Raw genomic sequence first — 11,988 nt, 5'->3', positions numbered from 1 at the left:
CTCGCGCAATCCGTCGATTAAGCCTATCATAGAAAGATGCGCCGGAATTTTAGATGCGAAAGTATCGTCAAATACGCTACCGTTCGTCAAATACGCCTTGTAGTTCATCACCACTACGCTCTCAGGCTTTGGCTTTTCGCCCATGCCTAGCTTTAGAATTTCATATTGAAGACCGGATTTTGTGGTTTTAACGTCCGGATTTTTGGCATTTTTCGCCATAAATTCCTTGCCCGCTTTTAAATTTTTATCAAGCTCCGCTTTGGAATTTGTTTTTACGATCTTATTTAGCTTATCGGCTCTTTGATTCAAAAGCGCAATAATTTCCTCATCTTTTAGCTTCTGCTGCTTTTTAAGAGCGTCCAAAAACCCCTCTATCACCGCATCTAAGTCATATTTGGCGCCTAATGCGGCTTGTGAATGCAGCTGGTTTGAAACATAGCTTCCGGTAGAAGCTCCGATGCTATAAGATTCTTTTTGTTCTTGCGTAGTTAAATTCGCGCCCAACGCGCAGCTTGCCAAAACGATAGGCAGGAAAATTTTCAGTCTTTTTTGCATATATTTGCCTTTTAAATTTCGGGGCCGCGAGCTTACGCGACCCCGAAAGAATTATAAATTATTATTTAAAATTCTTTGAGCCTCTTTAATATACTCTTTAGCGGCCTCTAGCCTTTGCTTAGTATATTTAAAGCCATGCATTCCCCATGAGCCGTCTTTTTCGATAAGATCGACGGTGTCTTGAGCTTTTTCGATTAGCTCATAGACGCGAGTTTTATCACTGGAGTTAAGCTTTTTAGTCTCAAGGATAGAGTAAATTCCTTGAATACCGATCTTAACTTGCGAGAAATCGCTCTTAATTGGAGTTTGCCAGCCCATAACCTCATCGTAAACCTGCTTTTGGTTCTTGAAGTGAAGCGTCTCTTTTAGCTCGGAAACGACAGGGCTGTGGCAGCCTTTGGTATCTTGCATATCTTTATCCGCCCAAGATGTTCGTGCGCACGACCACATAAGATCGACGAAATTTCGTCCATCTTTATTTCTTTGGAAGTGCCAATCTTTCGCATCTCTTGGACCTTTAGCGGCATCGCCTGCGACTAGAGATTTTCTAGTAGGATCGATGTCGATCTTCCAGATGTGAGATCTTCTTTGAGTATCAAATCCCGCGTTGTCTTGGAACTGAATAGCGTAGAAGTTCTCGCAGCTCATCATAAACGGCATGTGGCAAGATGCGCAGGTGTTGTCTTTATGCGTATCGGCTCTTGCGGCGATGTAGGCTTGCTCTTGGTGGCAATCTTTGCACTCTTTTGTGATCTTAGGCTTTGTATAAAACGCGCTTAAATAGCCCTGCTCGGAGTTATAATTTACACCCTTGACGGTTTTATCGCCAACTACCGGTCCGGTGTTATCGTGCGGATCGTGGCAGGTTACGCAGCGCATACCCTTCTCGTAGTGAGCGGTGAAGTAGGACTGAGAGCCTTCAGAGCCACATCCTGGTCCCATAGATTTAAATTTAGAGCTAAGAGATAGATCGGGGTTTCCGTTGTTTAGCGGATTAGCACGAGCTAAATCAGGGCTATAGTTAAATCTTTGGTGGCAGCGTTCGCAGTTTGAGGTTCTAAAATTTGTAGCGCCGTCAAGGTGACCGCCCGCTCCATGGCACTCTTCGCAGGTGATACCCTTGGAGATAGTGTGCTTTTGAAGCTCTTTTGCGTTACCCAAAGCAGCATAGAATTCTTTTTTAGTTTTAAAATCGAATTTGAATGGGTGGCAGACTTCGCAATACGAGCTGTTTGCTTGGAAAAACATCGATTTTTTATATTTCGCAGCATACGACGCAAGACCTCTTACGTAACCGCCGTTATCGCCGTATTCCTCAAGCGTGCCCGGGAATTCCGGAACGATCTTTTTGATCTTTTTGACCGTCTCATCGTCTAAATTTAACGCCCAAGTCCTTTGGAATTGGTTGCCGCCGGCCACGATTTGACCGGTACCATCTCTTAGCAAGCCGCCCTCTACGTGATAGGTTCCGCGTAGCAGCCACGCATCTACGTAGCCGAATTTTGTCCTTAGATGTCCCACGGTCGCATAAATTACGTCAGGGGTAATACCTTTTGGAAGGATCGACGCCGTATCCGGGCTAAATACCGGATCGGTTAGGTTGTTATTAACCTCCGGGTGCTCGCCCGGGAAGCGGATAGTAGTGGCGTGGCGCGATCTGCTCCATGTCTCATACTGCGCAGGGTGGCACTCGCCGCATTTTTCAGGGCCTATGAATTTATTTGGGAATTGCAAAGAAGAGCCCGCAGGGATTCTATACATCATAGAGCTATAGCCCTTGCCGTCGTCTCTTTTACTCGCCTTTGAAAAGTCAAATCCATGCCCTTCCGCAAGCCACTCCAAACCTCGGTCATGTACATCCATCTTGCCGACCGTTTTACCGCCGTATTTGGTAAAAATCGGGTGATTTTTAAATAGCCAGTCATACATCTCTCGCTCTTCTACAACGTAGTCCTGCAAGGATATGACGCCTCTGCTTTGCAACGTGCCCTTAGGATTTGCGATGACGTCGCGCGATTTTTGCGACATTTCCATCTCATGCCCCATGCCTTCATCAGCACAGGCTCCTGCGGCAAAAATGCTAATACAGGCTAGCGCGCCTAGTAGCATCTTATTCCATTTTTTCATGGCTCCTCCTTTGAAAATCAAAATTTTAAATTAGCAAAGTTCTACGCTCGAAATAATATCAACAAAAAAGGGTGAAAAAGGGAGAAATTTAATGAAGTCTAAATTTAACGAAAAGAGATCGTAAATATCGCGCCTTCGTCGGAATTCGCAGCGCTTATGCTCCCTCCGTTTTTTTCGATTATCATCTTGCTCATATATAGTCCGAGCCCGCTGCCCTGCTGTTTTGTCGTAAAGTGCGGCTCAAAAATTTTATCTAGCTGCGCTTCGCCGATGCGACTTGCGTTATTTTCGATCGTGATTATTCGCTCGCCCTGCTTTAAAAACGAGCGAATTTTAATCTCGCGCCGTTTAAGCGGCACGTCCAAAAACGCCTCCTTTGCGTTGTTTATGATGTTTATTAGCACCTGGATAAGCTCGTTTACGTTGCCATAAAGCGTAAAATTTTCTTCTATCCGCACGCTTATGTCGATGACGTGCTTTTTAAGCGAGGCGTTTAAAATTTTACGCGCCTGCTCGATCGCCTCGCCGGCGCTAAATTCCCTCTTTGGCATGTTCGGATTGAAGAAATTTTTAAAATCCTCGATCGTATCGCTCATAAATTTCACCTGCTCGCCCGCATCCCTGATGCCGCCCTCGAGCCTCTCTTTTGAGAGCTTGCCCCGCTCGTTGTAAAGCTCTAAATTTATGAGCGTGGAGCTGATCTGCGATAGCGGCTGGCGCCACTGGTGCGAGATATTGCCGATCATCTCGCCCATGAGCGCGAGGCGGCTTTGATTTATCAGTAAAAGCTGAGTTTGCATCTTTAAAGTCGCGTTTTTTTTGTGAATTTTATAGATACAAAATATACAGATCAAAAACACTACAAGCAAGCTTAGGCCGCTAACGACGAACTCTTTAGTGTGGTAGAGCAGAATGCTTTTTATCGGAATTTTAAAGCTTATCATCGCGATCGTATCGCCTAGACCGCCTTTGAAATTTCCCACATCGCCGTAGAGCTCTTGCATCTTTTTAGGCGCTGCGTTGATGCTGTGGCACTCGGTGCACGAAGGCTGAGAGTTTGTTATCGGCAGACTCAAAAGATACGAGGCGCCACCTTTATCATAGATGACTCTGGAGTATTCTTTATATCTGTTTTCTTTAAAGCCCTCTAAAATTTCATTCTCAAACTCGCTTCCCTCGTGCTCGGGATTGAGCGGATCGGTAGCGACGAGCTTGTAGTCGTAGTTGATGTGATTTTTGGCGAGCTGAATTTTATAAATTTCGCGCGTTATGTAGGTCGAGGACATCAGCCTCGGATCGAAAAAATCCTCGCTTAGAAGCTTTTTTTCTTTAAGCTCGTTTATTAGCGGGCGCTGCACGGTCGAGACGTAATCGCGCACCGCATTCATCGTATCTAGGATATAAAACGCCTCGCGCCTCGTGTCCTTTAGCGCAAGCTCGCGGTAGAAGTTAAAAACCAAAGCCGTAATTACGATATATAGCAGCACGAAAAGCGCTACGATAAATTTAAATTTATACTTCAAAGAGATACCCCACCGCATATAAATTTTTGATCACGTCCTTGCCGATCTTGCGGCGTAGCTCTTTGACGATCGCCTTGATCGCTTCCTTGCTAGGCTGCTCGAACTCCCACATATAATCAAATAACTGCTCGTAGGTTACGGTTTGATTTTTGCGCGCTAAGAAGTACTCCAAAAGCTTGCTCTCGCTTTTGGAAAGATGACAGGCGCTGTCTTTTACGTAGATGATCTTTTTGGCAAAATCATACTTCAGCTCATCGTTTATGCTAAATATCGGCGCGTGATTTATCAGCTCCGCAGCGACGTCTTGCAACGCCTTTATAAAGGCGTTTTTGTCATACGGCTTAGGCAGATACCTAGTGATCTTAAGCTCCACCGCTCGCCACAGATACTCCTGCTCGGTGTGGCTCGAAAGTATCACGATCGGCACTGAGATGCCGGCAGCTCGGATCTTTTTAACGACCTCAAGCCCATCCATGTGCGGCACGCCGATATCAAAAACCAGCGCGTCGTACGAGCCGCTCATCGCCTCATCGAGCGCCTCTAGCCCGTCCTTAACCCCCACTACTTCGCCGAAAAACAGCTGCAGCGATTCGGTTATATTTTTTAAAATCCCAGGCTCGTCCTCTAGGCAAAGAACCCTTTTATTGGACAAAACGTCCAATAATTCGTAATCTTGCATACTCTATCCGCCTCCAAGCTTAGCACTTTTTACTCTTAATCGTCTCTTAAAATATAACTAGACTTAGATTATATAAATTTAGCATTAAACTAACGTTAAAAAATATACCAAAGCGGTTTGCGCGCAAATTTAAACTGAAAACTACCTATACGTGAGCTTTACGTCTGTATAAGTCGAATAAAAATATCACAAGAACGTAAAAAGGTGGGGCGATAAGCTTGATATTAAATTTTACCGCCTCGCAGGCGACAGATGAAAGGCGGTAAAATTTTATTTGAGAGGGGCTTACATATGCATTTCGCAGACAAAGGCAATCAAATCATAAAGATCTATCAACTCCGCAGCTCGGCGGAATAGAATTTAAAATTTAGCCCAAGCCGGGCATGCTAAAGTTAATGCGAATGCTCCATCTTTGAGTGATCCATGCCGCCGTGATCCATGTTCTCCATCGAGCCATGATTCATATGCGAATGATCTATTCCCTCCATCGAACCCATATCGTGGCTCATCCCACTCATCGAGCCATGATCCATCATAGAATGATCCATGCCGCTCATACCTGGATCGGTCATTCCAAAAATCATCGCGACGTGCCCTAACACCAAAAATACAATCAGCGCCAAGAAATGAAATTTAAGCCTAGCTCTAAATTCCGCTCCTTTTGCGATAACTCCGAGCTCCAAAAGTAGCAGTACTAGCGCAGGCAGCGCCGCCGCTACGTATGCCGCCAAAGCTAAGGCGTCCGCAGCGCCACGCAAATGAATGACGGGCAAAATTTTAACCGCTACGTAAATGATTAATATCGTAAAATAAGCGCCGAGAATGATGCTAAGGCATTTATTGATTTTTAGCGCCAAAGAGCCCTCCTTCGCGCGGTACAAGCTAAAAAATTCGCTCGCTACTATCGCTTCTGCTAAGCCCATCGGCACCGCCATAAATAAAATCAAATTCCACGGCTGATTTGCCATCAAAAGTTCCATGTAATTCGTCATTGCCATGTTTTCTCCTTATTTTGGTTTAAAAGACGCAATTCTAGCGGCTTTCGGTAAAAAATTTTAAAACGATAGATAAGATTAAGTGCGCCTTTAATCTTATCTTTCCGCAAAATGATTTGAGCTGCGTCTTAAAGCTCGCCCGCAAATATTAAATTTATCTCGCTTTACACGCCGCCCTTTCGTATCTAACGCAAAATTTAGAAAATTTATATTTGCAGATGCAGCTGCATTAAATTTAGCCAAAACGCTTTAAATTCCGTAAAATTTCAGTTTTACAAAGATAAAATTACGAAATTTTTTTAAAAGGATTTAAAATGAAAAATGCTCTTTTATTCGCCTGCGCAGCGCTGTTTGTATGCGGCTGCTCCAATCCTGAGCAGCCAAAGCCAGGCGTTTCGCATTGCAGCGAGCCCAAAATGGACGAGGCGTCGCATCAAATGATCCAAATCTGCGGCGAAAGCGAGGATCCGCAGATAGAAAATATGCAGTGCGACAAAAACGGGCTTTGCTTCGGCACCGCAAAAATCAGGTAGCCGAAACGTCTTGCGGGTGCCAGCGCTAAATTTAACTATTTTAAAGCCAAGATCGAGCGCCCGCAAGCGGTGCCACGTTTTAAAATTTAGCCAGCGATTTAAAAATTTAGCCTCGCTCACGCGCTAATGCATTTTATCTATCTTATTTTTACTGCGTCCGCCGATTGATCGAGCTGCTCTTGGCGCAATAAAATTTTAAAATTTCATCGCCAAGCACGGCGCGTAATTAGGATTTAAAAGCAAGCGCAGCTCAAATTTCATAAGTTTAAAATTTTAAAGCGACATACAATTTAAAATTTTACGCTTCTCGAATACTAGCGGTGCGAAATTTCTCGCAAGCTTAAAATCCGCGCCAGGCAATTTTGTGCCGTTGCAAAATTTCTAGATCGCTTCCGCTAGGCAGAATTTTTGGCAGTGCAGATGGGGGCGCAAAATCTGCGCCGTGTAATCCACACGGATCATACCCGCCCAAATTCCTATGCCATACACCGAGACTCATAATCTAATCTCGCTACAAGATCGCTTATGAAATGCGCAACATACTTCTTGTATAGCGCAGCGCAGCCTTGCTCACTGGCGTGGTCGAGATCCATAGCTGTAGTGCAAAATGGCGCAGAATCATTTACCATGCGATCGAAGCTCTCAGCCCGCAAAAAAGCGCGGTATCCTCTACCGACGGTGCGAGTTTATAGTCTAACTCGCGCCTTAGAATTCCGCCTCAAACTCATTACTTAAAATTTCGTCTCAAAAAAATTGCGTATGAGAAATTCCGCCTTATCTTTACGGCTTAAAATTTCGTACGGATCGCACCGAGCGAAATCTCACCACTGCGCGACGCAAGCTTAAAATTTCAGCGTCGTGCTCGCCGCATATTAAATTCCGTTTCACAATTACGACTTAAATTCTATCACAAGCCCGCAGATTTAAAATTTTACTTCAAACGACGCCGTGAAATTTCTACCCTCCCTAGGTAGATATCTCTCGGAGCCACTTGCCGCTTAACGGCGACACTATTTTGCCGATAGAAATTCCGCGCGCAGGGCGCCTGCCACAGCACGTAGAAAATAAAGCACGCCTCTTGCATAACCGCCGCCTCTAAGAAATTTTAAGCGACCGCAAAATTTTAAAATTTAAAAGCAGCCTGCGATTAAGCCGATTTTTATAAATTTGGATTTGCTTTGTAGCGGCGCAATCTGGCGAATAAGGCGCAACTATAAGTTACGCAGCTAGCTTTACGTCAGCTGTTTAAACATTTCGATCTGCTCCTTCGTAAGCTCGATCAAATCATCGTTTGCGTATTTAAGCGATGTCTCCAGGCTTGCGATGAGCTCCTTACGGACGAAGCTCACGCTAAAAAGCGTCGCCCAAAATCGCGCTCCGCTGCCCGTGCTCGGATCTTCCAAGACCGCTCTAATCGCAGCTACCGCAGCAGTATCGTCCGCCGCGCCCAATACCTCGTCCACGAGCGGATATTCACCTGCGCCGTCGCCCTCGTTTAGCGAGCGCAAAAGCGGCTCAAGCGCCTCGTCGCAGGGATTATCACGCAAAAACTCCCGTACCGCGCGAAACTCTGCCACGAGCTGATCCGAAAGCTGCGCAGGCATCGGCTGATGAAGTCTCAAAAAGTCTAATGCCGTTTGCTTGTCCATAAAATTCCTTTTAAATGATATGCGCGATTGTAGCTAATTTTGGATTGCAAAGAGATAAATTTACTCTAATTTATCAGCCATTTCCGTCATAAATTCTCAATGATCTTAAATAATTAGACAGTGGTTTTTAGGCGCGATTTTCGATGGGCTTTGCGGATTGCAAAATAAAATTCCAAAATTTTATGCAAATAAAAAAGCCCCCGCGAAGTGCAGGGGCTTACAAGCTTGATCTGTTTAGTCCGGCAAAATTTAGCAGACTAAGAGGGATTATTCCTCGATCTTGCCGGTTTTGATGCGGCGCTCGTAGATTTCGCGCATCTCTCTAATGTCGTTTTTGACCTCGAATACGCCGTGCCAATGCGAATAATCAGGTCCGCCCATTAGCGCGCCCTGGCGCATTCTGCGACCCTCGTGGTGCCATGAAACATAATAGATTCGCTGAAACGCATCCGCCCAAGGATCGTCTTTTAGAAGTTTCTTTTCCTTAAGCTCTTTTAGCATCTTAGTCGCTTCGTCGTTGTAAACGTTATATAGAAGTACCTGCTTATCGCCCACCTCAAAGAAATTATTCGTGTGGGTGCTTGCGTGGCACTCTTTGCAGACTTGCTTCATCTCCGCACGCGCTGCCTCAGGACCGTTTAGGTTACCCGCCAAAGGATTGCCGACGTTTAACTTGCCGGTATTTAAAAACTCGCTTACCGCGGTCTCATTACCGCCGGTGCGTAGATTGCTCTTAGGCTGCCACAAATTCCACTTCAAGCGTTGAGATACGTTGTGAGTGGAGTTTAGATCGCCCACACCGCCGCTAATATGGCAGGTTGCACATGTAGGGGCGCGGTAGTCAGGAACTGCCCAAGTACCAGGAGCGCTGTCAAATTTCCATTCATTGCCTTCGGCGTTAAATACGTGTCCGTGCATTGAGTTGTTGTAAATTTCGATATCCGGATGATCAGGTCCTAAGTGGCAAGATGCGCAAGCAGCAGGCTTACGAGCTTCAGCAATCGAAAATTTATGACTCGAGTGGCATGATTTGCATCCGCCTACGCTACCGTCCGGATAAACCGTACCGATGCCGTAAACGGGCCAGGTCTCTTTGGTAGGCTTGTTATGCTCATCCATTTTAATGACGCTACCGTGGCATTGAGAGCAGCCGGTAATATCAGGCGCGTGTTTAAGATCAGGGATATCACGTCCTTCGTAGTGATACATTAGATCAACCATTCCTTTGTTGGCTTGCATCTGCATAGCGCCTCTTGCGTGACCGCTGTTTTCAAACTCTTTAACCTCGTTACTGTGGCATTTGGCACAGGTTTTAGGGCTAACTAGCACCGAAATATGATTGTCTGTGTCTTTCGGATGCGGCTCTTTAGCTGCCATAGGGCTATCTGCTGGCTGCGAGTGGCAGTCGGTACAGCTAACGCCTACGTGAGCGTGGCGGCTCATCTTCCAATCCGCAACGACGCCCGGAGTTTTTTCGGCATGGCACTCGACGCAGCGTCTAGCTAGCGGCGTAAGCTGCCTATTTACCTTTAAATTCTTCGTAAGACTAACGTTTACGGAATTGCTTACGTTCGCGTCCGACGCGGACATATTCGCATGCTGCGCGGGCATTTCTGCGAATGCAAACGATGCGATACAGGCTATTAAAATAGCGACTTTTTTTAGCATTGCTTCTCCTTTATTTGGTTTTGTTATTTTCTCGGTTGTATTTATCCCAATATTTGGTAATCTCTATACCCATATTTTTGTGACCGACATTTTCGTGGCACTGCACGCAGGTTTTGCCGGTAGTGCCCGCGAAATAATCCCTATGCGCAAGCCAGGCTTTATTTACTTGATTATTTTGCTCTTTTAAATTTCGGTGGCAGCTTAGACAGCCGCTTTCATAAACGAAATGATTTCGCTCCTTGCGTTTTTCTTGCCAGTCGATCTTATCGGCATCGGTAAAGACCGTTTTGTAGACATCATTTGCGGAGGTTAGAGCTTTAGTCCAAAGATACATAAAGGTATTTTCATGAGAGACGTGACAGGCGACGCAATCGGCCTTGAAGCCTTGCGGGTTATTGCCGCCGTGAACGTCGTTGTGAAAGGCGTTTGCCATCGGCTGCATCGTATGACAGGATACGCAAAATTTATCGGTGCCCGTAAGGTGAACCATCTCTGCGATCCCAAGAGAAAGTATCATTCCTATAAGCACACAAGCGCCCACGAGCAGCACAAGAGTTTTCTTTTTCATAGGTTTCCTTGATTTTAAAATTTCTTCGCAAAATTTTTAGTATTTGATAATTCGGAAAGCGGTATTTTATTATAAAAAGATTAAAAACCGCTTATTTTCTAGCCTTTTGTTAAAATTTATTAAATGAAGATAAAATTTTAAACTAAGTTTTTAGTTTAACGGAATATAATCCATTAAAATTTCAATACAAGGAGAAATCATGAAAACGATCCAAGCGGCTGAGATTACAAAAGTAGTCAGCGAGCTTTGCAAAAAAGCCTGTTATCAAGTCACGCCCGATATGCGTGCGGCATTTGAGAAAGCGCGCGAGAACGAGACTTCGCCTATCGGCAAAGATATCTTAGGCAAGCTCTTACAAAATGCCGATTTGGCGGCGAAAGAGGTCGCGCCGATCTGCCAAGATACCGGTATGACGGTGGTTTTTGTCGAACTCGGTCAGGACGTACATATCGAGGGTGGATATCTGGAGGACGCTATCAACGCAGGCGTTGCAGACGGCTACGTAGGCGGTTACCTGCGCAAATCCGTGGTCGCAGAGCCACTTTTTGAGCGTAAAAACACCACAAACAATACTCCCGCGGTCATCAATACCCGCATCATCCCCGGCGACAAGCTTAAGATCAAAGTGGCCCCAAAGGGCTTTGGCAGCGAAAACAAATCGGTGTTAAAAATGCTCGTACCGGCAGACGGCATCGAGGGGGTAAAAAAAGTATTTTTAGAGGCGGTCAAATACGCAGGCCCTAACGCTTGCCCTCCTATGGTCGTAGGCGTCGGTATCGGCGGCACGATGGATAAGGCGGCGCTTTTAGCCAAACAAGCCGCGGTTCGCTCGATCGACAGCAGAAATCCCGACGAGCGCTATGCCAAGCTAGAGGATGAGCTGCTGGAGATGGCTCGCGCTACTGGCGTCGGTCCGCAGGGCTTGGGCGGCATAAATACCGCCGTTAAGGTAAATGTAGAGTGGTATCCGACCCACATAGCAGGGCTTCCGGTCGCCGTTAATATCAACTGCCACGCGGCTCGCCATGCCGACGCCGAACTATAAGGAGGAAATCATGTCAGAAGTTAAAAGAATTACCGCACCTTTCGATAAAAGCGTAGTAAAAAGCCTAAAGGCGGGCGATAACGTCCTAATCAGCGGCACCATCATCGCAGCTCGCGACGCCGCGCACAAGGCTCTAACCGAAACTCTCGCTCGCGGCGAGAAGCTACCCGTAAACTTAGCCGGCGAGACGATATATTATCTGGGACCAACCCCTGCCAAACCGGGCCAGGCTATCGGTGCTGCGGGACCTACGACTAGCGGACGCATGGATAAATATACTCCTACGATGATAAACGAAGTAGGCATCAATGGCATGATCGGCAAGGGCTACCGCAGCGACGCCGTCGTCGAAGCGATGAAAAAATCTGGTTGCGTCTATATGGTCGCCATCGGCGGTGCGGGCGCGCTGATTAGCCAAAGTATCAAAAAATACGAAGTGCTAGCCTATCCCGAGCTCGGCCCCGAGGCGGTCGCGCGACTTACCGTCGAGGATTTCCCCGCTATCGTAGCGATCGACAGCGAGGGCAATAACTTCTACGAAGTAGGTCAGGCGCCTTATAGAAAAATTTAAATTTTACTAGCGGCGTCCGCGCGGCGCTTTTTGCAGTGCGAGCGTTTATAAATTTATCGGCGTTCGCTCGGGTGT

At 46.2% G+C, this 11,988-nt stretch carries 11 protein-coding genes; 3 read left to right on the top strand and 8 right to left on the bottom strand.

Translation table 11 applies throughout. The annotated features are described in order from the left end of the window. The 5 genes from Q0256_RS09005 to Q0256_RS08985 form a co-directional block, all read right to left on the bottom strand. The coding region (locus Q0256_RS09005; RefSeq protein WP_297962343.1) for an FKBP-type peptidyl-prolyl cis-trans isomerase N-terminal domain-containing protein at window positions 1–555 on the bottom strand (555 nt) is incomplete at its 3' end. A gap of 51 nt (window positions 556–606) precedes the next feature. After that, the gene (locus Q0256_RS09000) at window positions 607–2,682 is read right to left on the bottom strand and encodes a cytochrome C (protein WP_297962341.1); all 2,076 of its coding nucleotides are present in this window, start codon (window positions 2,680–2,682) and stop codon (window positions 607–609) included. A 104-nt stretch (window positions 2,683–2,786) separates the two neighbouring features. After that, window positions 2,787–4,205: a DUF3365 domain-containing protein gene (locus Q0256_RS08995; protein ID WP_297962339.1), complete on the bottom strand. Its 1,419-nt coding sequence runs from the start codon at window positions 4,203–4,205 to the stop codon at window positions 2,787–2,789. Then, on the bottom strand, window positions 4,195–4,884 hold the full coding sequence (locus tag Q0256_RS08990) for a response regulator transcription factor (protein ID WP_297962337.1): 690 nt from the start codon (window positions 4,882–4,884) through the stop codon (window positions 4,195–4,197). The genes Q0256_RS08995 and Q0256_RS08990 overlap by 11 nt, the downstream gene beginning before the upstream one ends. 392 nt (window positions 4,885–5,276) lie before the next feature. Then, a complete protein-coding gene (locus Q0256_RS08985; RefSeq protein WP_297962335.1) occupies window positions 5,277–5,882 on the bottom strand; it encodes a DUF6803 family protein in 606 nt (201 codons plus the stop codon). Between the two features lie 311 nt (window positions 5,883–6,193). On the opposite strand from Q0256_RS08985, the gene Q0256_RS08980 reads away from it, so the two are divergent. Beyond that, complete coding sequence (locus Q0256_RS08980) at window positions 6,194–6,412, top strand: hypothetical protein (protein ID WP_297962333.1); 219 nt, start codon at window positions 6,194–6,196, stop codon at window positions 6,410–6,412. Window positions 6,413–7,644: 1,232 nt separating this feature from the next. Here the strand turns inward: Q0256_RS08980 and Q0256_RS08975 are convergent. From Q0256_RS08975 to Q0256_RS08965, 3 genes are all read right to left on the bottom strand, one after another. Further along, the gene (locus Q0256_RS08975; RefSeq protein WP_297962331.1) at window positions 7,645–8,061 is read right to left on the bottom strand and encodes a hypothetical protein; all 417 of its coding nucleotides are present in this window, start codon (window positions 8,059–8,061) and stop codon (window positions 7,645–7,647) included. 267 nt (window positions 8,062–8,328) lie between these two features. Further along, window positions 8,329–9,729, bottom strand: a complete 1,401-nt coding sequence (locus Q0256_RS08970; protein ID WP_297962329.1) for a multiheme c-type cytochrome — start codon at window positions 9,727–9,729, stop codon at window positions 8,329–8,331. Between the two features lie 10 nt (window positions 9,730–9,739). After that, a complete protein-coding gene (locus Q0256_RS08965; RefSeq protein ID WP_291940163.1) occupies window positions 9,740–10,297 on the bottom strand; it encodes a NapC/NirT family cytochrome c in 558 nt (185 codons plus the stop codon). A 199-nt stretch (window positions 10,298–10,496) separates the two neighbouring features. On the opposite strand from Q0256_RS08965, the gene Q0256_RS08960 reads away from it, so the two are divergent. Both Q0256_RS08960 and Q0256_RS08955 read left to right on the top strand, forming a co-directional pair. Further along, a complete protein-coding gene (locus Q0256_RS08960) occupies window positions 10,497–11,342 on the top strand; it encodes a fumarate hydratase (RefSeq protein WP_297962328.1) in 846 nt (281 codons plus the stop codon). A 10-nt stretch (window positions 11,343–11,352) separates the two neighbouring features. Then, window positions 11,353–11,913: a Fe-S-containing hydro-lyase gene (locus Q0256_RS08955; RefSeq protein WP_040303892.1), complete on the top strand. Its 561-nt coding sequence runs from the start codon at window positions 11,353–11,355 to the stop codon at window positions 11,911–11,913. The last annotated feature ends 75 nt before the right edge of the window (window positions 11,914–11,988 follow it).

Source organism: uncultured Campylobacter sp., assembly GCF_937949835.1.
In the GTDB taxonomy this organism is placed as follows: domain Bacteria; phylum Campylobacterota; class Campylobacteria; order Campylobacterales; family Campylobacteraceae; genus Campylobacter_B.
The sequence above is the reverse complement of the archived record's forward strand: the minus strand, read 5'-3'. Positions and strand labels throughout refer to the sequence as shown.

Excerpts from the sequence above, each read along its gene's own strand:
- Q0256_RS08985 (WP_297962335.1), bottom strand. The coding sequence starts at position 5,882 with ATGGCAATGACGAATTACATGGAACTTTTGATGGCAAATCAGCCGTGG.
- Q0256_RS08975 (WP_297962331.1), bottom strand. The coding sequence starts at position 8,061 with ATGGACAAGCAAACGGCATTAGACTTTTTGAGACTTCATCAGCCGATG.
- Q0256_RS08960 (WP_297962328.1), top strand. The coding sequence starts at position 10,497 with ATGAAAACGATCCAAGCGGCTGAGATTACAAAAGTAGTCAGCGAGCTT.
- Q0256_RS08990 (WP_297962337.1), bottom strand. The coding sequence starts at position 4,884 with ATGCAAGATTACGAATTATTGGACGTTTTGTCCAATAAAAGGGTTCTT.
- Q0256_RS08955 (WP_040303892.1), top strand. The coding sequence starts at position 11,353 with ATGTCAGAAGTTAAAAGAATTACCGCACCTTTCGATAAAAGCGTAGTA.
- Q0256_RS08980 (WP_297962333.1), top strand. The coding sequence starts at position 6,194 with ATGAAAAATGCTCTTTTATTCGCCTGCGCAGCGCTGTTTGTATGCGGC.
- Q0256_RS09000 (WP_297962341.1), bottom strand. The coding sequence starts at position 2,682 with ATGAAAAAATGGAATAAGATGCTACTAGGCGCGCTAGCCTGTATTAGC.
- Q0256_RS08965 (WP_291940163.1), bottom strand. The coding sequence starts at position 10,297 with ATGAAAAAGAAAACTCTTGTGCTGCTCGTGGGCGCTTGTGTGCTTATA.
- Q0256_RS08970 (WP_297962329.1), bottom strand. The coding sequence starts at position 9,729 with ATGCTAAAAAAAGTCGCTATTTTAATAGCCTGTATCGCATCGTTTGCA.